25 protein-coding genes and 2 tRNA genes are annotated in these 25,441 nt (G+C 48.0%); 14 read left to right on the top strand and 13 right to left on the bottom strand.

The window, feature by feature from the left end; genetic code table 11:
- Nucleotides 1–102: 102 nt before the first annotated feature.
- Nucleotides 103–549, top strand: a complete 447-nt coding sequence (locus ACN28R_RS05370) for a YccF domain-containing protein (protein WP_048638497.1) — start codon at nucleotides 103–105, stop codon at nucleotides 547–549.
- A 20-nt stretch (nucleotides 550–569) separates the two neighbouring features.
- Entirely contained in the window at nucleotides 570–2,705 is a 2,136-nt protein-coding gene (yccS, locus tag ACN28R_RS05365) for a YccS family putative transporter (RefSeq protein WP_095833830.1), read from the top strand.
- A 29-nt stretch (nucleotides 2,706–2,734) separates the two neighbouring features.
- Here the strand turns inward: yccS and ACN28R_RS05360 are convergent, their stop codons facing one another.
- A complete protein-coding gene (locus ACN28R_RS05360) occupies nucleotides 2,735–3,361 on the bottom strand; it encodes a TfoX/Sxy family DNA transformation protein (protein WP_048638495.1) in 627 nt (208 codons plus the stop codon).
- A 218-nt stretch (nucleotides 3,362–3,579) separates the two neighbouring features.
- Between ACN28R_RS05360 and sulA the strand changes: the two genes are divergently transcribed.
- Entirely contained in the window at nucleotides 3,580–4,086 is a 507-nt protein-coding gene (sulA, locus tag ACN28R_RS05355) for an SOS-induced cell division inhibitor SulA (protein ID WP_095833829.1), read from the top strand.
- A gap of 363 nt (nucleotides 4,087–4,449) precedes the next feature.
- Entirely contained in the window at nucleotides 4,450–5,526 is a 1,077-nt protein-coding gene (gene ompA, locus ACN28R_RS05350) for a porin OmpA (RefSeq protein WP_048638493.1), read from the top strand.
- A gap of 75 nt (nucleotides 5,527–5,601) precedes the next feature.
- On the opposite strand, the gene matP is transcribed toward ompA, so the two are convergent.
- Entirely contained in the window at nucleotides 5,602–6,060 is a 459-nt protein-coding gene (matP, locus tag ACN28R_RS05345; protein ID WP_048638492.1) for a macrodomain Ter protein MatP, read from the bottom strand.
- Nucleotides 6,061–6,269: 209 nt separating this feature from the next.
- On the opposite strand from matP, the gene ACN28R_RS05340 reads away from it, so the two are divergent.
- On the top strand, nucleotides 6,270–7,997 hold the full coding sequence (locus ACN28R_RS05340) for an AAA family ATPase (protein WP_048638491.1): 1,728 nt from the start codon (nucleotides 6,270–6,272) through the stop codon (nucleotides 7,995–7,997).
- A gap of 91 nt (nucleotides 7,998–8,088) precedes the next feature.
- The gene (fabA, locus tag ACN28R_RS05335) at nucleotides 8,089–8,607 is read left to right on the top strand and encodes a bifunctional 3-hydroxydecanoyl-ACP dehydratase/trans-2-decenoyl-ACP isomerase (protein ID WP_048638490.1); all 519 of its coding nucleotides are present in this window, start codon (nucleotides 8,089–8,091) and stop codon (nucleotides 8,605–8,607) included.
- A 75-nt stretch (nucleotides 8,608–8,682) separates the two neighbouring features.
- On the opposite strand, the gene ACN28R_RS05330 is transcribed toward fabA, so the two are convergent.
- Nucleotides 8,683–9,336: a tellurite resistance TerB family protein gene (locus ACN28R_RS05330; RefSeq protein ID WP_095833828.1), complete on the bottom strand. Its 654-nt coding sequence runs from the start codon at nucleotides 9,334–9,336 to the stop codon at nucleotides 8,683–8,685.
- A 251-nt stretch (nucleotides 9,337–9,587) separates the two neighbouring features.
- Here ACN28R_RS05330 and ACN28R_RS05325 point away from each other — a divergent pair, with 251 nt between their 5' ends.
- Together ACN28R_RS05325 and ACN28R_RS05320 are read left to right on the top strand one after the other, a co-directional pair.
- Nucleotides 9,588–10,226 carry an RpiB/LacA/LacB family sugar-phosphate isomerase gene (locus tag ACN28R_RS05325; RefSeq protein ID WP_095833827.1) on the top strand — a complete coding sequence of 213 codons (639 nt, stop codon included), beginning with the start codon at nucleotides 9,588–9,590 and terminating at the stop codon, nucleotides 10,224–10,226.
- Between the two features lie 229 nt (nucleotides 10,227–10,455).
- A tRNA-Ser gene (locus ACN28R_RS05320) sits at nucleotides 10,456–10,545 on the top strand.
- A gap of 140 nt (nucleotides 10,546–10,685) precedes the next feature.
- Here the strand turns inward: ACN28R_RS05320 and yejK are convergent.
- Complete coding sequence (yejK, locus tag ACN28R_RS05315; protein ID WP_048638487.1) at nucleotides 10,686–11,696, bottom strand: nucleoid-associated protein YejK; 1,011 nt, start codon at nucleotides 11,694–11,696, stop codon at nucleotides 10,686–10,688.
- A 176-nt stretch (nucleotides 11,697–11,872) separates the two neighbouring features.
- On the opposite strand from yejK, the gene ACN28R_RS05310 reads away from it, so the two are divergent.
- The 4 genes from ACN28R_RS05310 to ACN28R_RS05295 all read left to right on the top strand — a co-directional run bounded on the left by ACN28R_RS05310 (nucleotide 11,873) and on the right by ACN28R_RS05295 (nucleotide 14,359).
- Nucleotides 11,873–12,103 (top strand): YejL family protein, encoded by a 231-nt coding sequence (locus ACN28R_RS05310; protein ID WP_048638486.1) that lies wholly within the window; start codon nucleotides 11,873–11,875, stop codon nucleotides 12,101–12,103.
- Nucleotides 12,104–12,117: 14 nt separating this feature from the next.
- The gene (gene yejM / locus ACN28R_RS05305; protein WP_095833826.1) at nucleotides 12,118–13,869 is read left to right on the top strand and encodes an LPS biosynthesis-modulating metalloenzyme YejM; all 1,752 of its coding nucleotides are present in this window, start codon (nucleotides 12,118–12,120) and stop codon (nucleotides 13,867–13,869) included.
- A gap of 78 nt (nucleotides 13,870–13,947) precedes the next feature.
- Nucleotides 13,948–14,024, top strand: a tRNA-Pro gene (locus ACN28R_RS05300).
- Between the two features lie 113 nt (nucleotides 14,025–14,137).
- Nucleotides 14,138–14,359 (top strand): hypothetical protein, encoded by a 222-nt coding sequence (locus ACN28R_RS05295; protein ID WP_095835737.1) that lies wholly within the window; start codon nucleotides 14,138–14,140, stop codon nucleotides 14,357–14,359.
- Nucleotides 14,360–14,509: 150 nt separating this feature from the next.
- On the opposite strand, the gene ACN28R_RS05290 is transcribed toward ACN28R_RS05295, so the two are convergent.
- Nucleotides 14,510–15,061 carry a recombinase family protein gene (locus tag ACN28R_RS05290; RefSeq protein ID WP_095833825.1) on the bottom strand — a complete coding sequence of 184 codons (552 nt, stop codon included), beginning with the start codon at nucleotides 15,059–15,061 and terminating at the stop codon, nucleotides 14,510–14,512.
- A 24-nt stretch (nucleotides 15,062–15,085) separates the two neighbouring features.
- Here ACN28R_RS05290 and ACN28R_RS05285 point away from each other — a divergent pair, with 24 nt between their 5' ends.
- On the top strand, nucleotides 15,086–16,300 hold the full coding sequence (locus ACN28R_RS05285) for a phage tail fiber protein (RefSeq protein WP_145957963.1): 1,215 nt from the start codon (nucleotides 15,086–15,088) through the stop codon (nucleotides 16,298–16,300).
- Here the strand turns inward: ACN28R_RS05285 and ACN28R_RS05280 are convergent.
- The 6 genes from ACN28R_RS05280 to ACN28R_RS05255 all read right to left on the bottom strand — a co-directional run bounded on the left by ACN28R_RS05280 (nucleotide 16,234) and on the right by ACN28R_RS05255 (nucleotide 24,584).
- Nucleotides 16,234–17,856 (bottom strand): phage tail fiber protein, encoded by a 1,623-nt coding sequence (locus ACN28R_RS05280; RefSeq protein WP_095833824.1) that lies wholly within the window; start codon nucleotides 17,854–17,856, stop codon nucleotides 16,234–16,236. The genes ACN28R_RS05285 and ACN28R_RS05280 overlap by 67 nt on opposite strands.
- A gap of 39 nt (nucleotides 17,857–17,895) precedes the next feature.
- A complete protein-coding gene (locus tag ACN28R_RS05275; RefSeq protein ID WP_095833218.1) occupies nucleotides 17,896–18,645 on the bottom strand; it encodes a hypothetical protein in 750 nt (249 codons plus the stop codon).
- Between the two features lie 516 nt (nucleotides 18,646–19,161).
- A complete protein-coding gene (locus tag ACN28R_RS05270) occupies nucleotides 19,162–22,998 on the bottom strand; it encodes a phage tail tip fiber protein (protein ID WP_095833822.1) in 3,837 nt (1,278 codons plus the stop codon).
- Nucleotides 22,998–23,396: a DUF6950 family protein gene (locus ACN28R_RS05265; protein ID WP_095833821.1), complete on the bottom strand. Its 399-nt coding sequence runs from the start codon at nucleotides 23,394–23,396 to the stop codon at nucleotides 22,998–23,000. The genes ACN28R_RS05270 and ACN28R_RS05265 overlap by 1 nt, the downstream gene beginning before the upstream one ends.
- 7 nt (nucleotides 23,397–23,403) lie before the next feature.
- Nucleotides 23,404–23,988: a hypothetical protein gene (locus ACN28R_RS05260; protein ID WP_095833214.1), complete on the bottom strand. Its 585-nt coding sequence runs from the start codon at nucleotides 23,986–23,988 to the stop codon at nucleotides 23,404–23,406.
- Nucleotides 23,988–24,584 (bottom strand): hypothetical protein, encoded by a 597-nt coding sequence (locus ACN28R_RS05255; RefSeq protein ID WP_095833213.1) that lies wholly within the window; start codon nucleotides 24,582–24,584, stop codon nucleotides 23,988–23,990. Before ACN28R_RS05255 ends, ACN28R_RS05260 begins: the two co-directional genes overlap by 1 nt.
- A 177-nt stretch (nucleotides 24,585–24,761) precedes the next feature.
- Here ACN28R_RS05255 and ACN28R_RS05250 point away from each other — a divergent pair, with 177 nt between their 5' ends.
- A complete protein-coding gene (locus ACN28R_RS05250) occupies nucleotides 24,762–24,983 on the top strand; it encodes a hypothetical protein (protein ID WP_145957947.1) in 222 nt (73 codons plus the stop codon).
- A gap of 16 nt (nucleotides 24,984–24,999) precedes the next feature.
- Here the strand turns inward: ACN28R_RS05250 and ACN28R_RS05245 are convergent, their stop codons facing one another.
- Nucleotides 25,000–25,203: a hypothetical protein gene (locus ACN28R_RS05245; protein ID WP_095833211.1), complete on the bottom strand. Its 204-nt coding sequence runs from the start codon at nucleotides 25,201–25,203 to the stop codon at nucleotides 25,000–25,002.
- A gap of 2 nt (nucleotides 25,204–25,205) precedes the next feature.
- On the bottom strand, nucleotides 25,206–25,412 hold the full coding sequence (locus ACN28R_RS05240) for a hypothetical protein (RefSeq protein WP_095833820.1): 207 nt from the start codon (nucleotides 25,410–25,412) through the stop codon (nucleotides 25,206–25,208).
- Between the last annotated feature and the right edge of the window lie 29 nt (nucleotides 25,413–25,441).

The following is a 25,441-nucleotide window of genomic DNA, read 5'->3' as shown; positions in this document are numbered from 1 at the left end:
TTACGCTCTAGCCTTAAAAACAGGTTAGGATATCTTGATAGTTAATGTAATAATTCGTTTATCATCATAGAGTTTGCTTGTTCTGGAAACACTGGAGAATTTATGCGCGCCGTATTGAATATCCTTAATTTCGTGCTGGGTGGTTTTTTCACCACGCTATCCTGGCTTCTCGCTACGGTGGTGAGTGTACTGCTGATATTCACTCTGCCGCTGACTCGCTCATGTTGGGAAATCACCAAATTGTCTTTTCTGCCCTATGGCAACGAGGCTATTCACGTTGACGAACTCCGCCCGGATGGAAGGAATGCCATTTTAAACGCCGGCGGGGCGCTACTGAACATCTTCTGGTTTATTTTCTTCGGCTGGTGGTTATGCCTATCGCATATCATCACCGGGATTGCGCAGTGCATCACTATCATTGGTATTCCTGTGGGTATCGCCAATTTCAAAATCGCGGCCATCGCACTGTGGCCGGTCGGCCGTCGAGTGGTGCCAGTAGAAATGGCCCAGGCAGCCAGAGAAGAAAACGCCCGCCGCCACTATCGTTAACTGAGTCAGAGGATACATCGTTGTTCGCATTCGCCCCCGGGATCCGCCGCTACGTTTATAACAGCAGTTGGCTGTATAACATCCGCATTTTTATTGCGCTTGCCGGTGCGGCAGCCGTTCCCTGGTGGCTGGGCCAGCCGACGTCAACCATCCCGCTTACGCTGGGTGTGGTTGCCGCCGCATTAACCGATCTTGACGATAGACTGACCGGGCGTTTACGTAACCTGTTTATTACCTTGTTCTGTTTTCTCATTGCATCGGTTTCAATCGAACTGCTATTTCCCTATCCCTGGCTATTTGGCATCGGGCTCGCGTTATCTACCTGGGGTTTTATCCTGCTCGGCGCGCTAGGGCAGCGTTACGCCACCATCGCTTTTGGTGCACTGCTGATTGCGGTATACACCATGCTGGGCATTTCGCTTTATGATACCTGGTATCAACAACCCATCATGTTGCTGATTGGCGCATTATGGTACAACCTGCTCACGCTGCTCGGGCATCTGATCTTCCCTATCCGGCCGCTACAGGACAACCTGGCGCAGTGTTATCAGCAGCTTGCGCGCTATCTTGATGCCAAAGCCAACCTCTTCGATCCCGACCTTGAAGAAGATTCGAATAAACCGCTGATCGACGTCACCATGGTCAACAGCCAGGTGGTGGCGACCCTGAACCAGACAAAGTCTTCATTGCTGACCCGCCTGCGCGGCGATCGCGGCCAGAGAAGCACGCGTCGTACGTTACATTACTATTTTGTCGCCCAGGACATCCATGAACGGGCCAGTTCCTCTCACGTGAATTACTCGCAGTTACGTGAAAAATTCCGCTATAGCGATGTGCTGTTCCGCTTTCAACGATTACTCTCAATGCAGGCTCGCGCTTGCCAAGAGCTAGCGCAATCTATTTTATTTCACCAGAAATATCAGCATGATAGCAGGATTGAACACGCTTTCGTTCATCTTGAACTGGCAATAATGCGCATTGCCGAAAGCAATCATACCGATTCTTCACAAATCAAGGCGTTACAATATTTGCTGAATAACCTGCGTGCGATCGACGCGCAGCTATCGACCATTGAATCAGAACAAAGCATTGAGCAAGAAAGCAATCCGGAAAATACGCTGGCCGATGATAAAATTACCGGCTTGAGCGATATCCGGCTGCGAATCAGCCGCCACCTGACCCCTCAATCAGCGCTATTTCGCCATGCGGTTCGGATGTCGGTCCTGCTTTGCAGCGGATATGCTCTTATTCAGCTTACAGGCATGCGGCATGGATATTGGATACTGCTGACCAGCTTGTTTGTTTGTCAGCCTAACTATAACGCTACACGGCGTCGTCTGGCGCTGCGCATCATCGGCACATTGACCGGGATTTTACTGGGGCTGCCTATTTTATATTTTGTGCCGTCAATTGAAGGACAATTGACGCTTATCGTGATTAGCGGCGTACTGTTTTTTGCTTTTCGTCATGTGCAATATGCCCATGCCACCATGTTCATTACGTTGCTGGTGCTGTTATGTTTCAATCTGCTCGGTGAAGGTTTTGAAGTCGCTGCGCCACGCGTAATCGATACCCTGCTCGGATGCGCCATTGCCTGGATAGCGGTAAGTTTTATCTGGCCGGACTGGCGTTTTCGCGGACTACCGGCCGTTATCAATAAAACATTGAGTGCGAATTGCCGCTATCTGGATGCGATCATGGTGCAATACCACCAGGGAAAAGATAATAGCCTGACTTACCGTGTTGCCCGACGCGACGCCCATAACTGCGATGCGGAATTAGCGTCCGTGGTTTCCAATATGTCGTCGGAACCACACGCCATTCGAAATAAAATGGACAGCGCCTTCCGCCTGATGTGCCTCAATCACACCTTACTCAGCTACATCTCCACATTAGGCGCTCATCGCGAAAAGATTTCATCGCCTGAAATCCTGCAATTACTGGATGACGCGGTCCACTATGTGGAAGATGCGCTGCATCGCAACGAGAAAGAAGAACTGAAAGTAAGTCAGGGACTGAACGTGATAACCAGCCGCATTCAATCCCTGTCAGCGGAACCGGATAGTAAAGAACTATTGGTTCTTCAACAAATTGGCTTGCTCATTGAGCTATTACCCGAACTCACCCAATTAAAAAATGACATGATTCAACTATAAAAATCATCTGTCGGCAGGACCGGGCCGAATCAATGTTTGTGTCTTTTGAAAGAAGGCACAACATTGCTTTCATACCATTCCAGCAGCTCATTACGAATACCCGTCGGCAGTGCCGCCTGATGCATACCGCATATTGCACCGGCCAGCGCCAGTAAGATATTAACGCTCAGATTCGCACTGATCGCCCGTAATTTCAAATAACTGCTTTTGGCCCCATATTGCTGTAATTCGTCAATATTTTTTATGCCGACTTTCCACAGCAAACGCTCCAGATCATGATTGAGATTAGGCAAATCTTTTAAGCGCACACACTGATTTCTAGCCGCTTTATCCTGCTGTGCTCCTGACAGAGACATTCTGGCATAGCGCAATAATTGCGTCGTATTCTCCCATAGAGATTCATCGACAAGATAATAATTCAACGGAACCGGCATGCCTCTCTTAGTGTAAATAAGGTGAGGCATATTACGATCATGAAAGTACTGTTCATCTTTCTTGCTGGCGCGCAGGTAGAGTTCACCGCCTGACACCAGAGCAAAAATAATTTTATTTGCTGCGATACTGTAACCACCAAATTGGGAACGAGATGTTATGTCCCCTAAAGATGCAAAATAATGCTTAGACTGCAAAATCCTTTTTTCGCATAAATGTTTCATTACTGTGACCCTTAGTATTGAATAACCTGCCCTGTCAACTGGAATATTCGTAACAGGAACAAGTAATTAATCACAGGGTAAAAGCGTCTTCAAACACAAAATGAGCTTGTTGCGCGTTGCATGCCGAATATGCGAAGCGCTTTGAAAAAATTAGGTTGATTTTCACTCGCGCCAAGGATACTGTATATCCATACAGCAATCTGTGCGGAGAACTCATTATGCGCCCCTTACCACATCGTTCTTACCATGCTCATTCGTCACCGTTTTCCGGTAACCCATTAGCGGCGGCGTCTTCAATATCCTGTGGCGGAGTTATCAGTGAAATCGTGTATAACGCCGACCAACCCATAGTTACGCATTTATTGCTCCCACTTTTACAACAGTTAGGAGCACAGTCACGCTGGTTACTTTGGTTGTCCCCCCAACAGAAGCTCAGTCGTCCATGGTTACAGCAGTCAGGGCTGCCATTAGACAAAAGCGTTCAGTTGAATCACATCAATCCTTTATTCACGGTTGATGCCATGGAAAAAGCTCTGCTGACAGGAAATTATAGCGCGGTATTATGCTGGTTACCGGATGATTTGACCGAAGAAGAAAAAGTAAGATTACGCCTGGCGGCTCAATCAGGAAACACTTATGGTTTTATTATGAGACCGGAAAACACGAATCGCGGCGCACATAGACTGTTTTCCAGTCTAAAAATTCACCCAATATTGTATCATTAAGTAAATTCAGAATTTTCTCACCCGTTTCGCGGGATAACCAGAATATTTCCCGGCTGAGCCAGCTTTATCAAGCCCTGCGGTATGTTTTTTTATAGTAGAAAAGCATTGATAACTGTCAAAATCATCTACTATTTGTTAGTAAGTATGTATGAATCGTTAATTTATCTATGATACGAATCACATCATACTTGTAACTTTCTCATCACGTTGTAGACTTTGACTCGCTGGAGTTGCTCTTTTATAACGCCAATATACTTGGTAGTGAGTAATAAATAAGAGCAAAGTCTCCTGCTAAAGGTTTTTAACCAAAGGTCTATTAACCTTCCGTGTTAATTGCCGATTTGGATGATAATGAGGCGTAAAATGAAAAAAACAGCTATCGCAATTGCAGTGGCACTGGCTGGCTTCGCTACCGTAGCCCAAGCCGCACCAAAAGATGACACCTGGTACGCCGGTGGCAAACTGGGTGTTTCCCAATTTCATGACACTGGTTTCTACGGAAACGGTTATGAAGGTATCAACAACAACCCAATCAAAAGCAAATTAGGCGCTGGTGCGTTCCTGGGCTACCAGGCTAACCCTTATTTGGGTTTTGAGCTGGGTTACGACTGGTTGGGCCGTATCAAATACGCTGGCTCAGCAACGTCAAATACTGATAGCGCTAGCTTCAAAGCTCAGGGCATTCAGCTCGCTGCCAAACTCAGCTACCCAGTACTGCCTGACCTGGACGTTTACACGCGTTTAGGCGGCATGTTCTGGCGTGCGGATAGCAATGGCACCAATGCTGGCCAGGGTCTGGACAAAGATGACACCGGTGTTTCTCCGTTGGCGGCGGTAGGTGTCGAATACGCTATCAATAAAAACTGGGCTACTCGCGTAGACTATCAGTGGGTTAGCAATATTGGTGACGCGTCTACCGTTGGCGCTCGTCCTGATAACATGCTGATGAGTGTTGGTCTGTCTTACCGCTTCGGTCAAGAAGATGACTACGTAGCACCTGCTCCGGCACCTGCTCCGGCTCCAGTTGTTGAAACCAAACGTTTCACCCTGAAGTCAGACGTACTGTTCAACTTCAACAAATCCACACTGAAAGCAGAAGGTCAGCAATCACTGGATCAACTGTACTCTCAATTGAGCACCCTCGATCCGAAAGACGGTTCAGTCGTAGTTCTGGGCTTCACCGACCGTTTAGGTTCCGAACAGTACAACCAGACACTGTCTGAAAAACGTGCTCAGACCGTTGTTGACTACCTGGTTTCCAAAGGTATCCCTGCAGACAAGATTTCTGCTCGCGGTCAAGGTAAATCCAACCCTGTTACCGGTTCTACCTGTGACAACGTGAAACCTCGCGCTGCATTGATCGACTGCCTGGCTCCTGATCGTCGTGTAGAGATCGAAGTTCGTGGCATCAAAGACGTGGTAACTCAGCCTCAGGCTTAAGTTTATCCACAAAGAAAAAACCTCGCTTCGGCGAGGTTTTTTTATTTATCAGGTACTCATAAAGTCGGCGAATAGCTAATCGCTTTCTTTGTTTAGAATCGCTTTGAGATCCTGCTTGAGCAATGACATCTGGCTGGCATATTTTTCTTTATACTCCGCATCCTCAATCAATTGCACAATGGTTTCCGACAACGTACTGCCGCGCCGCTGCGCTAATGCGGCTAAACGCTGCCAGACAAGAAACTCCAGATCGATTGATTTTTTGCGGGTATGCTGATGCTCCGCATTAAAATGACGTTTACGCCGGGCCCGAATGGTTTGCTTCATGCGATTTTCCAGCGCAGGGTTCATGCATTGGTCAATCCATTCCAACACCTTTACCGGCTGGTTTTCCATTTGCAGTAGTGCATTCACCGCTTCTTCCGCTTCACTTAGCTCCAAGAATCGCGTGATCGCTTCACCTTCACGGTGTTTTTTCACCAGATATTTCCATTTCCATCCGCACTCAAGATTTTCTAATTGTTGATATTTCATACTAATTTCTTCAGTGACCGCGTAACGTAAATAGTAGCATAACAGTTTTTCTCTGACTTTCACTGTCCTCTGATTATTTTTAAGACTATTTTTTGCACAAAACAAGCTAATTAAGAGCAGTCCTTCCCCCTCATATGACTCTCCCCATGTGCAGCCTGCATTATTCTTGTATAATCACGCTTTTCCTTTAGACGACGCTATTTGATACTTTGACCAGTAACCGACTTGCATGGCAGCATTTACTGCCCGACTATACGCCTTATCAAACCTTATTCGCCCAGGCCGACCAACTTGCTTCCGCTGAATTCTCTGATATTCAGCCGCGTTTGGCCGACAGTTTGACGCTGTTTTGCCATCCACGCTCACCTTCACGTTTTATGCTGTTGAAGGCGTTGGAGGATGGTCAGTACCTGGCACTGATTGAGCGTGCCGTAAATGCCATAAGGCCTAAAAACGACGCGGTGTTCGGCAGTAAATATACTGTTGAAGGTTCTACTGTCCAGGTTCAGCCGGCAACACAATCAACGGACAATTTTGCATCACAGAGCGCCAGCGGCTATCAGGAGTGGATTGAACCTGAGCAGCTATTTGGGTGTATCCGTTCCTTTCAAGGGCAAGTGACGCTTACGCCTGGATTAATTCATAAGGTGAATGGCGGTACGTTGATTCTCACAGCCAGATCGTTACTGGCTCAACCATTAATGTGGTTACGTCTAAAGCAGATTATGACCGAAGGGGTATATCGTTGGCTCTCTCCCGATGAGCGTACCCCTCTCCCTATCGACATCCCGCCAATGCCGATGAATATCCGCTTAATCATTCTGGGGGACAGGGAAAGTTTAGGGGATATTCATGATATCGAACCGGAATTAAGCGATTGCTCGGTTTACGGTGAATTTGAAGCGCAATTGCAGCTTATTGAAGCCGAAGATATGGAACGTTGGTGTGCCTACATCAACTCACTGTGTCGGGAAAATCATCTCCCGTTGCTGTCCGCCGATGCCTGGCCCGAATTTTTCAACCAGGCGGTGCGTTACAGTGGGGATCAGGGCTTCCTGCCGCTATGCCCGCTATGGCTGACTCAGCAGCTTAAGTATGCCGCGCTATATGCACAAAACCAGGAAATCACCGCGCAAACGCTTGTTGACGCCGTCGCCGCTCGTCGCTGGCGGGAAGGCTATCTGCGCGAGCGTATGCAAGATGAAATTGAGCAGGGCCAAATACTGATCGAAACTGATGGTTATGTCATTGGGCAAGTCAATGGACTTTCAGTGCTAGAGTACCCCGGCCACCCTATTATATTTGGGGAGCCGACGCGCATCAGCTGTGTCGTTCATCCTGGCGATGGCGAATTCACCGATGTGGAACGCAAGGCGGAACTTGGCGGGAATCTGCATGCCAAAGGCATGATGATTATGCAGGCGTTTCTGATATCTGAGCTGGAGCTGGATCAGCAACTTCCGTTCTCTGCTTCTATCGTTTTTGAGCAATCTTACGGTGAAGTAGACGGCGACAGCGCCTCATTGGCTGAACTGAGCGCCTTAATCAGTGCTCTCGCTTTGCAGCCGATTAATCAGCAGATTGCCGTAACCGGGTCTGTCGATCAATTCGGCCACGTTCAGCCTATCGGTGGCGTAAATGAGAAGATTGAGGGCTTCTTTGAAGTATGCCGGCGTCGAGGCCTGACAGGTCAACAAGGCGTGGTTCTGCCGGCGGCGAATCTTCGACACCTATGTCTGCATGAAGAGGTTATTGCTGCTGTCCGCGAAGGAAAATTTCATCTGTTCCCGGTGGAAACCGCACCGGAAGCAATATCATTGCTGACAAATTTGGCGTACGACGATGCTCATCAGCCTAATTTGCTGTCTGCGATCCGTGAACGAATCGGACAATTAAACCCACAGGAGCGTCGACGTTTTCCCTGGTTTTTCCGTTGATCAAACTGGTTTAACCAGACGTAACAGACTTGCTCAGCGTACATCTGTACGCTAACCTGCGTGCTTCACTAAAACAAGGCTTACAGAGAACATGGTAGATAAACGCGAATCCTATACAAAAGAAGACCTTCTTGCCTCCAGCCGTGGTGAACTATTTGGCCCTCAGGGACCACAGTTACCGGCGCCCAATATGCTTATGATGGACCGGGTCGTAAAAATGACCGAAGACGGTGGTAATCATGGGAAAGGCTATGTGGAAGCGGAACTGGATATCAACCCTGATCAGTGGTTCTTTGGTTGCCATTTTATCGGCGATCCGGTGATGCCTGGCTGCCTTGGTTTGGATGCCATGTGGCAACTGGTCGGTTTCTATCTGGGCTGGCTAGGTGGCGAAGGGAAAGGCCGCGCACTGGGCGTAGGTGAAGTTAAATTCACCGGACAGGTTTTGCCTACGGCAAAAAAAGTCACCTATCGCATTCATTTCAAACGCGTCATCAACCGTCGTTTAGTGATGGGGATTGCCGATGGCGAAGTATTGGTAGACGGACACTTAATCTATACCGCTGATGAGCTGAAAGTCGGCTTATTCAAGGATACGAGTTCCTTCTGATTTTATCGGTGGGCGAAAACCTGATGGCGCTTCGCCCACGATGCATTCTCCTATCCGCAAGCAACCCCGCTTTGCTTACTTTTGCTGATTCATCTCACTTGCGATCGACTGGCGGACATCCTGCGGGATCTTAAGCGAGGTTGCCAACGCGTCCAGGTAACTTTTTTCCATAAAATGGTCAACATCAATTACCGCGCAACTCAGAAAATAAACTTCCAACGCCTCTTCCTCATTCTTAACGTCTTTGGCTAACAACTCCGGATCCAATGGTTGCTCGATGGCATCCTGTACCCAACGCTGTGCCTCATGACCCAATTGCAATTGCTGGATATTTTCATCGATGCGCTGCTTCTCTGAGGCATCAATATGACCATCGCTTTTAGCGGCAAATACCAGCGCCTGGATCAGACGCCGAGCTCGGGCATCGTCGGAGGATGATTGCACGCCAAACTGCGGATCGTCCTGATGCGTATCCCGTACGCGTTTCTTATACTGGTTCCACAATACAACGCCGGCAGCGGCGCTGCCGCCGATAATTAATGCATTCTTGCCTAACGACCCCATGATTTTTCTGGCGGATTTATTCGATAACAATACGCCGGCAAGCCCCCCTAACGCCGCGGGTTTCAACATATCCCCCAGATTACCGTTACTTCCGTTTTGATGATTAGCCGGTTTAGCGCTACCAGAGTTCAATAGACCCTGAATCTGTTGTATCCAGTTATTCATTTTCCACCTCAAGGAAATAGCACTACAGGTACTTACGATGTATCTTCAATAGTAAAACCTGGGAGACGATTTTTTGTCAGGTTATGTATATCAATGAAAAGTCTGGAAGTGTTTTTCATCACGTTCTACGCGTTATGCCGCAATCTTTGCTGCGACGATTTGCGCTTTATTTTGTAAACGGTATACTGCATCAAGTAAATTGAAATGCAGTTTTAAAAAATGTAGTTGCTCGTCACAAAAAAGGAAAGAACATGAAAATTGCTCTGATTAACGAAAATAGCCAGGCAGCTAAGAACGAACTGATTGCTGCTAGCTTGACCAAAGTTGTTGAACCTATGGGCCACACCGTTTTCAACTACGGTCAATACTCTGCTGAAGATAGCGCCCCTCTGACTTATGTACAAAACGGCATTCTGGCGGCCATTTTACTGAACTCCGGCGCGGCTGATTACGTTGTTACTGGCTGTGGCACGGGCTCCGGCGCGATGCTGGCCTGTAACTCCTTCCCCGGCGTGATCTGCGGTCTGGTGGTTGATCCTTCCGATGGTTATCTATTCGCGCAGATCAACGACGGTAATGCGATCTCCCTGCCATTCGCCAAAGGCTTTGGCTGGGGAGCCGAGCTGAATCTGCAATATATATTCGAAAAACTGTTCGAATGCGAAGGTGGCCAGGGTTATCCACGCGAACGCGTTGTTTCCGAACAGCGTAACAAGAAGATTCTCGATACGGTTAAAGCGGTCGCCTACAAAGATCTGATCACTATCCTGAAAGGCATCGATCAAGAATTGCTGAAAGGCGCCATCAGCGGTCCTAAATTCCAGGAATACTTCTTTGCCAATAGCAAAGACGAAGCGCTGAGCAGTTATATCAAAGGTCTGCTGGCCTAAAGAACGAGACTAAAGCATGCCACAGGTCGTTTCGCGATCTGTGGCTTTTTTATGTGCCATGCACATACGATTAACATGACTGGCGGCGTGATTATTCCTTATACCAGACCATCTTACCGCATTAGCGTTCAATGCTTAACCAGACGCGCTGAAACCATCAAATACTGCTTGACCGAAGTAGAGTGACTGCCTATAGTAGCGCCCCGTTGTCACTTATGCGGCAACCCCCGGTGAGGTGTCCGAGAGGCTGAAGGAGCACGCCTGGAAAGTGTGTATACGTGAAAACGTATCGAGGGTTCGAATCCCTCCCTCACCGCCATATAAAGACAAAAGGCTCTGACGCAAGTCAGGGCCTTTTGTCTTTATACGTGATGGACGGTTGAAAAGCCTCGTCAGGGTTCGACAAAACGGCAGGATAGCCGTTTTGGACCGCCAACGGCGGCCCACGCGTCAGGCGTTTTACTGCTTATTGCCGGTTAAACGCCGCTGCAACTGGTCACGCAAATTCGGTGGCGTTCCTTTTATGGTCAACGTATCGGTTGCCGGATCCCAAAAAACGCGCTCACCCAGTAATAGCGCATCGAAATTAAGACTAATGCCGCCACCGCTTCCGGCAAACTTGGTTAATTGCCGTAACGTACTGCGATCGGCAGGAAAACTCTCTTCCAGCTCATATCCCTGTTCGGCTGAAAATTGCTGGAATGTTTTCTCACCCAGTGGAGGCAAGTCCTGAGACAACGCCGCCAGTTCAATTTCCTCGCCTGATTGCAGTTGCTCGTTGCAATAGCTATAGACCTGTTGTCGATAGTTCTGACGCTCATTCTTGTCCAATTGCGCATCATCACAATATTCATCGACGGCTTTCAGCAGACCGCGATTTTGCGCCTTGGTATCCAACCCTTCGGACGCCGCCAGAAAATCCATAAAGAAATCGGAAACCTTACGCCCTACCCGACCTTTCAGAAAGGTCAGATAACGGGTTGATTCAGGATTGGTTTCCCACTCGGTTAAATCGATGCGCGCAACAATATCCGCATGATTGATATCCAGATAATGCGTGCTGCTGATATCTAGCTGCTCATTAACCCGCATACTGCTGCAGCTATTGAGAACCGCAACCAGCAAATACTCAACGGCCAGATACCGGTACTGACAAAACAGAACAATACCGCCTTCAGCAAAGGGATATTTGGCCAGTTCGTCACGCAGGCGTCCTGTGGCCGCGCGCGTGAACGCCAGAAAATCCTCATCCCCTTTACGGCAAGCCCTGAGCGCATCCGCCAGCTCACTTTGCTCATTAAATAGGCCGTAAGCCTTGTTCTTGGCGCTATAGATGCGATGCAATTCGGCCATCATCTCTTCCACTGTTGCATTGGTCGACAACAATGAATCACGCAACACCATTTCCAGCGTTTGCTCGTCGCGTTTAATTAACTGATGCAGGGCAATCTGGTCGATATCCAGACTCATGATAAACTCTCCTTTTGGCAAGGAACGTATTCAAACACCGAACCGATATACCTGCAACCCAAAAGCCGAGCTTCATCTTTGTAAACGCACAACCGGTCTAAAATGATAAAAGTGCGGAAAAGGCTGAGCCTATACGGTAAGATATGTGACTTTAACAGCTTGAGATACGCTATTTTATGCCACAATCATCCCGTTACAGTGACGAACACGTTGAACTACTGCTATCCGATCTGGTCAACGTCCTGGAAAAGCATCATGCCCCAACCGATCTTGCTTTAATGGTTCTGGGCAATATGGTGACTAACCTGATTAATACCAGCGTCGCCCCTGCTCAACGTCAGGTTTTGGCACATTCTTTTGCCGAAGCGTTGCAGGCTTCAATTAAAAACGCAGATAAAGCTCACTAATTTTTGACCAACTTATGGTAACCAACAGTCAGCGCTACCGTGAAAAAGTTTCCCAGATGATCAGTTGGGGACACTGGTTCGCATTGTTTAACATTTTGCTCAGCCTGGGGCTGGGTAGCCGCTATCTGTTTGTTGTCGACTGGCCTTCCTCACTGTTCGGCAGAATTTATGCGTTGGTCAGTTGGCTCGGGCATTTCAGCTTTATCGGGTTTGCCGTTTATCTGCTGATCATTTTCCCGCTAACCTTTATTGTCATGTCTCAGCGATTGCTGCGTTTCCTTTCCGCAGCGTTGGCGACAGCCGGTCTGACGTTGCTTCTGGTCGATATTGAGGTTTTCACTCGTTTTCACCTTCATCTCAACACCACCGTCTGGGAATTAGTCGTTAACCCGGATCAAAGCGAACTCGCCCGCGACTGGCAGCTTATGTTTATCGGCATTCCGCTTATTTTCATGGTGGAGATGCTATTCGGCACCTGGTGCTGGCAGAAACTGCGCAGCCTTAGTCGCCGCAGTTTTGGCAAACCTTTAGCCGGCGTTTTTATTTCAGCTTTCTTTGCTTCGCACCTGATGTACATCTGGGCAGACGCGAACTTTTATCGCCCGATTACCATGCAAAGAGCCAATCTGCCGCTGTCTTATCCCATGACCGCGCGCCGTTTTCTGGAAAAACATGGCCTGCTTGATGCGCAAGAGTATCAACGCCGCCTGGAGCAGCAGGGAAATCCTGAAGCGATGACGGTGGAATATCCACTGAACGACATTACATTCCGTGACAGTGGCAGCGGGTATAATCTGCTGGTCGTCGTCATTGACGACACCTCGCTCGATAACATTCCAGGCGGCATGCCAAACCTGACGCGTTTTGCTGAGCAGAATATCCGCTTCAGCGATCATTATGATTCAGGCACACAGCCCAACTCCGGGTTATTTAATCTTTTCTACGGGATCTCGACAACGTACATGGATGGTATTTTGAGCGCTCGTAAACCTTCGGCGCTGATAACGGCACTCAGTCAGCAAGGCTATCAATTCGGCCTGTTCTCCACCAATGGTTTTGATAATCCGCTTTATCGTCAGGCTTTACTGTCCGACCTCTCTCTCCCGACGCCTCAGGAACAGAGTGACGAAGCGATTACCTCACAATGGCGGCAATGGCTGGACAACGATAACAACACTGCGCCTTGGTTCTCTTATATTGAGTTAAACAGTACGTCATCAAAGGGAAAAGCGGGAGAACTTCCCACACCGCGCGACAACATCGACCTCCAGAATATCGATCGGCAGGTGAACCGGATTATCAGTACGCTGCAGGAGAAAAATGTACTGGATAAAACCGTCGTCGTGATCACAACCATGCCCAAAAGCCTTCGAACCGACGATCAGGCACAGGTGTTCCGTCGTTCGCTGTGGCAAACGCCTCTCATTATTCACTGGCCGGATACACCGGCGCAGACGATTACAAAAATGACGGACAACAAAGACGTCATGACTACGCTGATGCAGCGTTTGCTGCACGTTAATAATACGGCGGATGATTATTCCCAAGGCGAGGATCTGTTTTCCGCCCAGCGCCGCAATAACTGGCTGGCGAACGGTAACGGCGGCGATTTAATGATTACCACGCCAGAGAACATCATTATGCTGGAAAATAATGGGAACTACCGCGCTTACGATCGTGACGGCCGCCGATTAAGCAATGAAAAACCACAGCTTGCCTTGCTTTTACAGGTACTAACGAATGAAAGGCGTTTTATTGCCAACTAACTGCCTAAATCTAAAGCAGTCGTTCGGTTTAGCTATTGCAATCAGGACAATAAAAGGTAGTATAAGCGCCCATAGCATCGGCACGTAGCGCAGCCTGGTAGCGCACCGTCATGGGGTGTCGGGGGTCGGAGGTTCAAATCCTCTCGTGCCGACCAAATTTCCCCAGAAAAACCAACCTCTTGCGGTTGGTTTTTTTTCGCCTTCAATTTGCCGATGGTAAAAAAATGGTAAAATGATGGTAAAACGACTGACAGGGGATCCGAAAAAAATGAGACAAATCGATTATCAGGGAACGACGATCTGCGTACTCAACGACAACGATAAACTGACAACATGCCCTGCCGGGTCGTATGCAGTTATCGAAGATTCTGGATTCTACGTTGTAGTTCGCGTCGAGGAGAAAGAGGCGCCAGCGATTCATATTGATCCTGTTCCTACTCTTGAAGACGCGCTCGACATCATCGCTGGACGCCTGTCGTTTTTTGCTTGATTACATATAAAAAAGCCCATCGAGTTACCGATGGGCGCTTCCCCTAGTGCCGTTTTTATAGTTTTTCATCACCACAATCATGGCACCAGTGCTGTATATTTTATAAACGTTTATACAGATCGATTTGGGTTAATTGATCGGTTATAGCGATCAATTACCGGCAGGGAAATATTTATAAATCGTTTTCACCGTCACGCCGCAAATCTCCGCAACTTGACGTCGTGTTGCGCCGTTCGCCAGCATAAGCCGGGCATGGTCGATAACATCCGGTGTCATGACCGGCCGGCGGCCACCGATCCTACCCTGCTCTCTTGCTGCGGCTAAACCGGCGCGAGTGCGCTCAATAATTAATTCCCGCTCCATTTCTGCTAATGCTGACATAACGTGAAAAAAGAATCGGCCGGCTGGCGTCGACGTGTCGATGCTGTCAGTAAGGCTGCGAAAGTGAATGCCGCGGGACTGCAAATCGGATACGAGCGTTATCAGGTCACGCACGCTACGGCCCAGCCGATCTAGTTTCCACACAACAAGCGTATCTCCGCGTTTCAACCGGCGAATTGCTCGACGCAAACCAGGGCGCTTAGCGTTTTTGCCGCTGGCCGTGTCCTCAAATATCTGTTCACATTCTGCGCGGTCCAGCGCATTTTTCTGTAAATCGAGGTTTTGATCCCCTGTTGATACCCTCGCATAGCCGATCAGCATTTCGCAATTCCTTGAAATTACTGATTGTATTTTTATCGCGTTTTTCGCGCAAACCTGGGTTTGGGTTCAATAGCTGTTTTGAATTCTCCTTTGCCGAAAGCGAATGGAGGCTCAGGCACAGTACTGGGGGCGTTCGGTAATCTGGAGCCGCATGCAGAAACAGATATGGCATCATTACTTGCATATCTGGCATCAGCGGATCAGAGAAACAATCTGGCCGGGTCTGTTTCTGTAAACAATGTCTGGAAAACAGTACTTAGCGTTAGACATAGGGCGGGTCTTACCGATGGGACTGCCTACGGGTGTGTACTCGTAGATGAAGGTATGACAACGGTGGGATACGGAAATAACTTCGCCCTATATAAACAAGTAGCAAATACGTGGCTCGCGCCAGTGTATTTGTGGCATAGCGGCAATTTAGTTAAGCAAGCTTCGACAACTGATGCTACAGCGGGCGCTGTCATGATTAACGGTGCCTGGGGTGTCGGAGGCATTAATAGGACATCCTCATCATTCGATGCGTTTGTTAGTTCCCCTCAATGCGGGTTTATCGGATCTACTGGTGGCAATACCGGGTTTCCCACTAATGATGTGGCGTGGACAGGGTATCATGCGGCTTTTAATGTTGATGGCTCAGCATCAGCGACTACTGTTGTATTGTGCGCTCCATCGCTCGCAGCTGTGCGTATGCGAGTCCATACACGTAGATCCAGTATGAATAACGGGTGGCTAAATGTTTTGCTATCCAATCAGTACACGGTCGATTCGAATGGGTTCCTAAAATCAGCATCACCAATATTGCGTCTTGCTAACACCCCTGAACAAATGTTAGACAATTGGTCAGTTGGTTTTAATATAGCTGGGTGTGGGGCCGTAAATAATGAGGCAGAAGGAGTAACGGCGGAGCGCCAAGATACGGGCGTTTATCTCGTTACGGGTTCCTTAGGGCTCGCGGAATCAGGTTGGACAATTGAAATCCCGCAAGACGTGAACGGCAACCGTCTCTGTTTTGTTGACTTAGAGACGGCAGAGAATGGCGACATCACTGTGCGTGTCAGTGGGCGCCGGTTTGATGTTGAGACAGGAAATGTTGTGGCCGGTGAGCCGATCGATATACCTGCTGGGCGCTGGATAGACCTACGTTTATCTATGCCAGCAGCGCCAGAACCAGATTATTCAGACATTGATTCTGATGGCTCAGATAACAATGACTCTGTTTCATCAGAACCAGGCATTTGAACACGCACATCAATCCAGCGGCCGGCCGGTATATCGATCGGCTGGCCGTTTTCCACGCTATCAATATTATTTTGTGCAAATTTCGGCGCGTTGGGATGGGTTCGATGATATGTGCGGATGATTATTGAGCCGTCAGCTTCAACGGTCGAATTAATCCAGATAAGAGGTTGTTTATTGGTATCAAGAGGGATTTCGATGCCGCCGTCAATTCCTCCCCACGCCGGATCAGAATTAAATCCCAAACATCCCGCAATGCAATATTCACCAATTCCTATTTTCTCTGCCTTTACGCCTGTTGCTTCATCGTTTGCTTCAATAGAACCATCGCTAAAAAGTTTAACCACCGGTGAGGCAGTTTTAATAAATCCGTTTGCATCAACAGTATATATATTGCTTGTTAGTGCTCGATACCACGGACTTTCATTCCCTGCTGCCGTTCTCGTTCTTACATATAATCCAACATCGTTACTTGAATATCCGATAGCAATTTGAGATCTCGCTGCGCTATCCCACGGGATCTGTATTCCTCTCCATGCTATAGCAGAGGTCGGCCAATTAGAATTTTCTGACGAGACAGCAGATGAACGAATAAACAACGGGCTACTTGTCGAAAGATTCATCGCATTGTTTGCGTTGGGGAACGTAAGAGGGGCGGAACCAAGCCCCCAAGCACCGTTAATCATGACAGCGCCCGCTGTAGCATCAGTTGTCGAAGCTTGCTTAACTAAATTGCCGCTATGCCACAAATACACTGGCGCGAGCCACGTATTTGCTACTTGTTTATATAGGGCGAAGTTATTTCCGTATCCCACCGTTGTCATACCTTCATCTACGAGTACACACCCGTAGGCAGTCCCATCGGTAAGACCCGCCCTATGTCTAACGCTAAGTACTGTTTTCCAGACATTGTTTACAGAAACAGACCCGGCCAGATTGTTTCTCTGATCCGCTGATGCCAGATATGCAAGTAATGATGCCATATCTGTTTCTGCATGCGGCTCCAGATTACCGAACGCCCCCAGTACTGTGCCTGAGCCTCCATTCGCTTTCGGCAAAGGAGAATTCAAAACAGCTATTGAACCCAAACCCAGGTTTGCGCGAGCCTGCGCAGCTGTCGTTGCACCAGTTCCCCCACGAGCGACTGGAACAGTTGCTGTTATCGCTGATAACGTCGCTACTGTTTCAGTCGTGCCATCAGCTTTCGTCCACGTCATTGTCGCAGCAGTAGACGTCAGCCAGGTGTAGAGAACGTCAGAATTACCCTCAAAACGCGCTAACAGCGCAGTAAAACGTGCTGAGAACTGGCTAATATCACCCTCATATGTCGTAATGATTTTGTACGCCTGCCCACTGGCCGTGGAACCTGTGTAATTATCCTCCAGCGTTAATGACGTACTGCTCGCGACAGTGGCAATAATGTTTATTTTCCCATCTGGACCAATAAACATCATTCCCGGAAATACGCCGTTAATTGCATTAGCCCATTGTGTTCCCGAACCAGTTACTGTTTTTGAGCCATTAGTAAGCGTGGCGGTGCCTGTCCGATAAGTTGGCATAATTTTTCTCCAGACGAAAAAACCGCACAAGGCGGCTAGTTAATTGATGCTATATGGAAGAGGTAAATTTGTAGTGTTAATCACGTAGGCGTATGTTGCACTACTTTGCGCAAACCCTATTATTCCCGTCCATCCTCCTGTTACGTCAGAGTATAAAGGGACGTAATTCACTTTTATGGTATTTCCTTGCATCCACACACAATTCTGTAACTGCGTAGATAAAAGACCGCCGGCACCGCTAAACTTATGATGAATTTGTTTAAATGTGGACAGGCCAACTGCGTAATTAGCATCTGTGTATTCGGTTGCTATATTATATGTAGTTACTCCTCCGTTAGCTGAGTAATCCGGTTTATATGCTGGTATGGTGTACACTTTTTCAATATTCAGAAGATACCATGAGCCATCGAAAACCAATCCTTTCCCCGGATAAAATAATTGCATACCACGAGTGCTTTGTATGGTTGGTCTAAATCGCGAAAATGCATATATGTCAATGTATTGACCAGGTTGTAACACTAAGTCATGCCATTTAAATACGCCGCCGTAGGGATCGACAGTACACCTTGCATCAAAGCCATTTGCACGTATAAAAAAAATAATATCGCTATAAATTTGAATGTTTTGAGGCAATGTAAATTTTGGATTAGACAATGAACTTATTTGATCCTGATTATTCCATTGAGCTGTACTGGTAATTCTCATACTTTTTAACAAAACATACGGTAAGTCATTATTTGTGAGCTGTAACGTTCTGCTTTTATTAAATACTTGAGTTCCGCCAGGCATCAGATAACCCCATACGTTATTCTAAATCCACCTATCATGATACCGTTATAGTCGCCAGGAATGTTATCCCTCCACTCTGGCATATATCTATATCTGAGTGTAGTTCCGGTGATTTCAACGTCAGGAGTACAAATAGAGTGGTAAATATTCATATTTTCGCCCCTAGCCCACGCCTGCAAGGAGGCCACACTTGAGAAAACGCCAGGTATCAACCAATTCTGGACCGGTTGATTGTTAGGATTAAAAATTGCATCGTACAGTTTCAGACTAACGTTATAATAGGGGTCGCCTAGGGAAAACTCCGGCACTGTGATAGTTCTCCACGTGAATATGTTTTCACTGGTGTAATTGCTCGATTCATAGTAAGTAGGCGGATGATCCCACGTGTTACGACCGGCCCATAGACCGGTGCTAATCTCTCCAAGAACATTAAGACAGCGCGACGTAATATCCAGTATCGGAATGCTAGGGTTAGCAACGTTTTTATTAAATATTTGTAAGCCTGATGGCATAAAATTAACTCCATATCCCAAATCTTGCTATCAAGAACCCTGTTCCGTCGAATACCTGTAGCAGATTACCGTTTATTGTTAGATAGCCATCACCGCTATTGGGGCCCACCATGGTAAGGGAACCATTTTTATCCAGTTTCCATAGCGGCTGACCATTCGCCCCCATGACTGATGATTGAATATCATTGGCAATTTTTGCAAAATTAATTGTCGCATCACCGATGATCACACTATTCAAAATTGCCTGAGTACCCTGCGTCGTAAATATCATCGTCGGTGTACCGCCGGCATTTGTCATTATTGATGTTCTGTCGGCTAACAAAATAATATTTGACTGCATCCCTGTCGTTGAATTAGAGACATCAAGACCGATACCGGCGACATATTGACGACCATTTGCATCCACGGCGATTTTAATTGTACGGAACGCGCTCAGTTGATTATCAATGCCATTAACAATACTGCTGACGTCATTGATTTCCGCTGATACTCCATTAACACTGGCCGTAATCTGACTAATCTGTGTAGCTTGGGCCGTTAATGTGTTTCCGTGTTGAGTGACCGTCGCGTTCGTCTGCTGTAACGCCGTAGCGTTAGCGTTTGCTTTACTCTGTGCGTCATTAGCAACGCCGCTAACACCGTTAATAGTTGCAGACATCTGACTGATAGACTGGCCCTGAGACGTGATTGTCTGCCCCTGCTGCGTCACCGTTGCCTGTGTTGCTGATAGCGCATCAGCGGTTCCGTCAATATCGGACTCGGCATTACTCATGCGAGCACTAAGCGCATTTGTCTGCTGACTGAGCGCCGCTGTTTCTGTGCTGCGCGTCAGCGACTCTTGCTGCAATGCTGCGTTAGTTGATGCAATTTGGCCGTTAAACCCGGTCTCAATCTGCGTCAGTTCCCTCGCCAACGCCTGTTGCTCATCGGCTTGCACCTCCTGCTGAGTGGTGATTTTGGCAACATTCTGGCGGCGCTGCTGCGCTTCCTCCGTGCCGTTTAACGCATCCTGAATCTGAGCCCGCGCCTGCGCCTCTAATGATTGTTTAACGCTGGCCTGGCTGCTGCCCTGCCCCGTCACTGTTTCTGACAACTCAGTTATAGCAGCGCTGTTATCGTCAGTGTCTGCACGCAGACCGTTGATCATCTGCGCTTGTGCTGCGTCATTTGTCGCCAATGTTTGCAGCGACTGATTAACTTCGGCTTTGTTGCTGTTGAATTCAGACGTGAGGCCCGTTACAGCGCTGGCCGTTGTTTCTTGCTGATTCGCCAGAGACTGTTGCTCAGTCGTTAAATGGGATATGGACTGGTCATGCCCGTCAATGCGCCCTGTCTGTGCAACGATGTCCTGCTTTACAGCTGCGACGGCACTATCGGTTGTTGCCTGGGCCTGTTCAACAGACGTGATCCGGCCGGTGTTGTCAGCTACTGTCGCTTTCGTTGTCGCGATTTCTTGCGCGTTGGCCTCATCACCGGCAATACGTGCAGTTATTTCGCTGGCGATCAGCGCTGCGTTATCATCAGATTTGGCAACAACGGCATCCAGTCCCTGAGCCTGTACCTCCTGCTCATTTTTTACAGTGGTAACATCATTGATGACCTGCGCCACACGTCCATCGTTTTCAGCAATGTATCCATCAACGCGCTGAGTCAGATATGCATCAGCGGCTTCCAGTTCTGTACGAGTGTTCGTAATGTTTGTGCTGATAGACTCAACTGCGTCATTCAGCTGATTACGGGTTTCAGTAATGTTTAGTGTGTTTTCGATAACTCCAAGTGCCAGGGCATCTACACCATCCTTCAATTGACTGATGTTATTGCCCTGCTCGTCAACCTGACCAGTTAAAGATTTCCACGCGTCTGTTTCAAAAACCACCTCGACAGCTTCTTCAAATATCGGTGCCACATCGCTGTCAACACTGGCGCCAACTTCTACAAATGCAGATGCGCCATATGAATTCACGCTACGCACATAGAACCAGTAAACCTTCCCGACCTCTTTCAGCCCAACTTTGGTGTATGACGCCCCCCGCCCCAGATAGTTGGCATTGGTTTCAACCAAGCTGATATCGCTCAAACGATCCACTGAAAACCAGAACTCAAACACGGTACCAACTGGAAGTCCTGCAATAACTCGCGGATGCAACTCAACAGACCATAACCCCGGCGTTACATCAACACGATCTGGCGCGGCCGGCGAATTGATTTTAAACGTGATGGAGGTAGGAACAGATTGGGCACCATTCATCGCGACTGCGCGAACTTCCGCTATGTATTCACCCTCCGGTAGTCCAGTCACACGGCATTGCGTGCCGGGAACCTGAGCGGTGTAGATCGTCTCACCATTCTGGATAAACAGCACATTGTAGTGTGCAACTGTTTCCCGCGTCGTCCATGTCAACAGTCCCTGAACAACGTCTGCAATGATCTGTGTAGAATAAGATAGGTTTTCTGGCGCACCCGGCGCACCATTAGGGAGGTTGGTCAGCGGAGCACGATCTATCAGTTTGCCAATCGCATCATTCCAAACATCCGCGCCCTCTTGTTTCAGCGTAAGTTTTACACCGTTTTGAATACTGAACTGCCAGTCAGCTACACGCATTTCAACACCATCAATACCCAGCGATGGCAAAAACAATTTAACGTACATACCTGGGCGGTAGCGGTAGCCGCTCAAATTTATTGGCAGATTAATTGTACGCGCGACGCGTGCACGCTTCAGCTTGATATCAGCCAGGCGCTGAGACTGGAACTCACTGATAACAAAGCGCAGCTTCATATCCTGAGATATTTCAACGCCGTCTTCTGCAACCCATTCAGGCACCGACACGGCCGGAAAATCTGCCTCTGAATAGGATTGTTCAGGATCGATAAAAGTGCCGTTAATCGTGTTTACCCGGTCAGACTGGGAAACCTCCGGCATGATCTCGATATCGCCCGCCAGTTGCCCTTCGTGAATTTCCTCAACGGCCGGGCCGTAATATGCGCCGACAAGCAAGCCATGACGCCCGCCGATGTACGTTGGCTCGCCTGCACATGATGCCAGCATGTCATCAAGAATTGCTGATTTGTTCTCGCTCAGATCAAACTCGCCGTTTATGGTGTAACGGCGCTCAGTATTACCATCACCACGGATGACTGATTCGTCTGAAATGTTTGCGGCAACTTCAAACTGTTCCCAGTTAATTTCCGAATCGGGTACTTTCAAGTAATAACGATAGTAATGCAGGATGACCAGCGCCGCGTTATCACTCCAGGCGGTGTCACCAGTGCGAGGGTCATAAACCTCCCAGCCCCACTTCTCGACCTTAATATTCGGTATCCCACTGGGAAATTTTTCAGAGTCAAATTTCAGCGTGACGCGCAGCCAGGCGACTCCTTTGCCGATCATATCGTCTTTCCATGACGGGGCATTTTCCAGCAAGTACGGGTCTGCCGTCTGTCGGTCGTTATGAAATTCATACCCGACATTACCGCCATAAGTTCCAATCAGATCGTCTGCAAGATAGATGTCGCCGATTCGATATAACGGATGGCCAGCGAGAGTTATAGCAAGGTACAGCAATTCACCATCGTCTTGTTCACCAGATTGCTCTTCAGAAAAGAACAGTGTCCCTGCCGACATGGTTTTGCCATAAACAACAGTTTTAGGACTGGCAGCGGCTCGCAATACTTGTTTACGCTCTGACTGGCTACGGTAGTTGTCAACACCTGGCGTTTTTGTCAGCAGCATTGATGCGACCGTACCGGCGATCATGATTACCGCAGCAACAACATACATTTGAGCCGCAGCCGCCGCGCCAGCAGCAACCGCTGCAACAATCGGGATAGCAGCAGGCATTATTCAACTCTCCACACGCTCAATGGACGTTCACGCATCAGCACCACACCATTAATACCCATCGCAAAAACGCCGCCGATCCAGACGATCCCCGCACACCGGCTACCATTGTTATTAATAATTGCCACATCACCGCGCTGGGCCTGTTTTACCGGCACTTCTGTAAGGCAGGAGCCAATCGCTTTTTCCAGCGTTCCGTGTGTTTTCAGTAATACTTTTTTCGCGCCGACCTCATTGTCATAGGTTCCACGATATTGGGCAGCGAAATCCTGCCCACACATGGCGGCTACGCAATCAGCGGCAAACAGCAGGCAGTCATTTTTACCCCATGAAAAAGGCCGCTTTTCAGCGGCCCGGATCACGTCAATCAATTGTTTTTGCCAATCATAACGGCGCATAACTACCTCACTGATAGGTGAATCCCGGCGCGTCTTTTTTACTGCCCCAGTAAATAGAGCGTTCGGCCATCTGGGCGACATAACGGAATATCCGATCGCCGGGATATGCCGACTGGTGAGATTCATCGGTAAATCGTCCGGGAAACGGTCGCTGCCAGTCTTCGAAGACATTTGATGCGGTGTATTGAACGGTATTATTATCTCCGGCATTGATACCGGTTGATGATATCCGCCCCTTGAATATCAATTCGTACCCCAGAGGTACTCCCTCATCACTCAATGCCACGATATACAATTCAGCATTGCGGCCCACACATGACTCATTCATGGTTTTTGCAATCAGGCTGGTGTCCAGTCCCGTTAACGTTAATTTGAGTTGTGTCGGGCTGGTTGTATGCTCCTCTTTTACGTCATCAATAGAGCCAAACATGCCAACGCCGTAATAAACTTCACCACCCAGCGTTAACTGTCCGGTGCCGGTATGGGCATAAGTGGTACCAGATTTAAAATGAATCTTCCCGGCGACCGCTGCCGTTACACGATCCCTGGACAGCAGATCGGCCATTTCCTCGGAAAATGGTGAATACAGCATTAGTACGCCTCCTCAAGTTCAATGCTGGTACTTGTAAAAACACCAGGAACGCGATTCATTACACCCTGATCGTTATCAATCAGTTTGAAAATGCCGTAGGGTTTCTGTATCTCTATTGGGGAGTCGGCGGGCGGTGAGGATCGCAGCATGGGCGCAATATTGATAACAGAAAAACCGTTTCCATCACTGACGGCATCGGCCACAATGATTTTCAATTCATCATTAACAGTGATGTAATCACCTGTTTTCAGAACTATTGTGCCGGGCGTCCAGCCGTATGTATTCAGTTCTGTTCCTGTTTGCCCGGATTCAGCGACCAACGGCGATCCTGCTGGCGTTCTGCCTCTCCGTCCGTAGTCCCACAATTTAACTCTGCCGTATTCACCATCAAGCGACGCCACCAGCGCCTCTACGCGTCGGGATTTATCGTCAGGCATATTGTTCAATGACAGAGTGCAGCGCCAGCGGGAGCCGGGATAACGAACTGTTTGCGTCGCCCCGTTGAATGGCGATCGGAATGATTTTGAGTTGCTTTCCAGCCGCCAGCCTAATGATGAAGGAACAAGAGCATCTGGCCAGTCGATAACGTCAGGCATGTTTCCTCGCTTGAAAAACTGATCAAATATCAGGCTATACAGCCCGTGGTTGTAGGGCTAACGTAAAAGCAAAAACATTACGCACAGCACAAGGGAACCCATCAGCCCGCCCGCGTATGAGCGCAGGCGTTTACCCCGGAGGAGATGGCTGATTACCTTCGGATTAAGGAAATAAAAATGAGTGACAAAGATATTCAGTTTGCCGATTCTATTGATGGTTCCTCTCTTCAATCTTTAGGTGAAGAGATCTTGGCTTTGAGGTTCACTCTTGCTTTATTTTTCACAAGATTTAATCCCGTTGAAAAGAAAGCATTACTTGAACAATTAAAGCTTCAAAAAGATGACAAACACGTGCTTAATCTAGCTAACTTCCTCACAAATTTTAAAGACATCAATTAATAAACCGGTTGCGTGGTTATCCTGCGCAACCATTAGCTTCAATTTTCAATATACGGGTTGCAGTAATAGTTCCTCCCGAAAGCGCAGATTCAAGCGCAACAACCCGCTCTTCAATCGCTGTAATGCGGCGCTGTTCTTCTGTTTCACGCAGTTTATTCGCATGGATAACACCATCGCCAATGGCGGCGGATTTTAAAATGGCGTTGTTAGTATCATTCATAATCACACCTCTCCAATCGTAGTAATTACATTGACCTTTTTAACTTCAACATCAGCCAGGCCGCTCTTTTCGATAAAATCATTTGCTGCTACATCATTAGCAAATGTCTTCGCTAATTCGAGTTTCAGCACAAACGTTACATCAGTGCCGATAATCATATTTCCGATATATAAACCGGCGGTATTTTTAATAACGAATTTCTCTTGCATAAATATCTCCTGCAATAATCTTTATTAAA

Origin of the sequence: Brenneria goodwinii (assembly GCF_002291445.1) — a bacterium.
GTDB classification, from domain to species: Bacteria; Pseudomonadota; Gammaproteobacteria; order Enterobacterales; family Enterobacteriaceae; genus Brenneria; species Brenneria goodwinii.
Note: the sequence above shows the minus strand (reverse complement) of the source record. Positions and strands in the feature narration are given on the sequence as shown.

What these genes read in the sequence shown, in the direction of transcription:
- ACN28R_RS05370 (WP_048638497.1), top strand. Translation starts at nt 103, where the DNA reads ATGCGCGCCGTATTGAATATCCTTAATTTCGTGCTGGGTGGTTTTTTC.
- ACN28R_RS05360 (WP_048638495.1), bottom strand. Translation starts at nt 3,361, where the DNA reads ATGAAACATTTATGCGAAAAAAGGATTTTGCAGTCTAAGCATTATTTT.
- sulA (WP_095833829.1), top strand. Translation starts at nt 3,580, where the DNA reads ATGCGCCCCTTACCACATCGTTCTTACCATGCTCATTCGTCACCGTTT.
- ompA (WP_048638493.1), top strand. Translation starts at nt 4,450, where the DNA reads ATGAAAAAAACAGCTATCGCAATTGCAGTGGCACTGGCTGGCTTCGCT.
- matP (WP_048638492.1), bottom strand. Translation starts at nt 6,060, where the DNA reads ATGAAATATCAACAATTAGAAAATCTTGAGTGCGGATGGAAATGGAAA.
- fabA (WP_048638490.1), top strand. Translation starts at nt 8,089, where the DNA reads ATGGTAGATAAACGCGAATCCTATACAAAAGAAGACCTTCTTGCCTCC.
- ACN28R_RS05330 (WP_095833828.1), bottom strand. Translation starts at nt 9,336, where the DNA reads ATGAATAACTGGATACAACAGATTCAGGGTCTATTGAACTCTGGTAGC.
- ACN28R_RS05325 (WP_095833827.1), top strand. Translation starts at nt 9,588, where the DNA reads ATGAAAATTGCTCTGATTAACGAAAATAGCCAGGCAGCTAAGAACGAA.
- yejK (WP_048638487.1), bottom strand. Translation starts at nt 11,696, where the DNA reads ATGAGTCTGGATATCGACCAGATTGCCCTGCATCAGTTAATTAAACGC.
- ACN28R_RS05310 (WP_048638486.1), top strand. Translation starts at nt 11,873, where the DNA reads ATGCCACAATCATCCCGTTACAGTGACGAACACGTTGAACTACTGCTA.
- yejM (WP_095833826.1), top strand. Translation starts at nt 12,118, where the DNA reads ATGGTAACCAACAGTCAGCGCTACCGTGAAAAAGTTTCCCAGATGATC.
- ACN28R_RS05295 (WP_095835737.1), top strand. Translation starts at nt 14,138, where the DNA reads ATGAGACAAATCGATTATCAGGGAACGACGATCTGCGTACTCAACGAC.
- ACN28R_RS05290 (WP_095833825.1), bottom strand. Translation starts at nt 15,061, where the DNA reads ATGCTGATCGGCTATGCGAGGGTATCAACAGGGGATCAAAACCTCGAT.
- ACN28R_RS05280 (WP_095833824.1), bottom strand. Translation starts at nt 17,856, where the DNA reads ATGCCAACTTATCGGACAGGCACCGCCACGCTTACTAATGGCTCAAAA.
- ACN28R_RS05275 (WP_095833218.1), bottom strand. Translation starts at nt 18,645, where the DNA reads ATGCCTGGCGGAACTCAAGTATTTAATAAAAGCAGAACGTTACAGCTC.
- ACN28R_RS05270 (WP_095833822.1), bottom strand. Translation starts at nt 22,998, where the DNA reads ATGCCTGCTGCTATCCCGATTGTTGCAGCGGTTGCTGCTGGCGCGGCG.
- ACN28R_RS05265 (WP_095833821.1), bottom strand. Translation starts at nt 23,396, where the DNA reads ATGCGCCGTTATGATTGGCAAAAACAATTGATTGACGTGATCCGGGCC.
- ACN28R_RS05260 (WP_095833214.1), bottom strand. Translation starts at nt 23,988, where the DNA reads ATGCTGTATTCACCATTTTCCGAGGAAATGGCCGATCTGCTGTCCAGG.
- ACN28R_RS05255 (WP_095833213.1), bottom strand. Translation starts at nt 24,584, where the DNA reads ATGCCTGACGTTATCGACTGGCCAGATGCTCTTGTTCCTTCATCATTA.
- ACN28R_RS05250 (WP_145957947.1), top strand. Translation starts at nt 24,762, where the DNA reads ATGAGTGACAAAGATATTCAGTTTGCCGATTCTATTGATGGTTCCTCT.
- ACN28R_RS05245 (WP_095833211.1), bottom strand. Translation starts at nt 25,203, where the DNA reads ATGAATGATACTAACAACGCCATTTTAAAATCCGCCGCCATTGGCGAT.
- ACN28R_RS05240 (WP_095833820.1), bottom strand. Translation starts at nt 25,412, where the DNA reads ATGCAAGAGAAATTCGTTATTAAAAATACCGCCGGTTTATATATCGGA.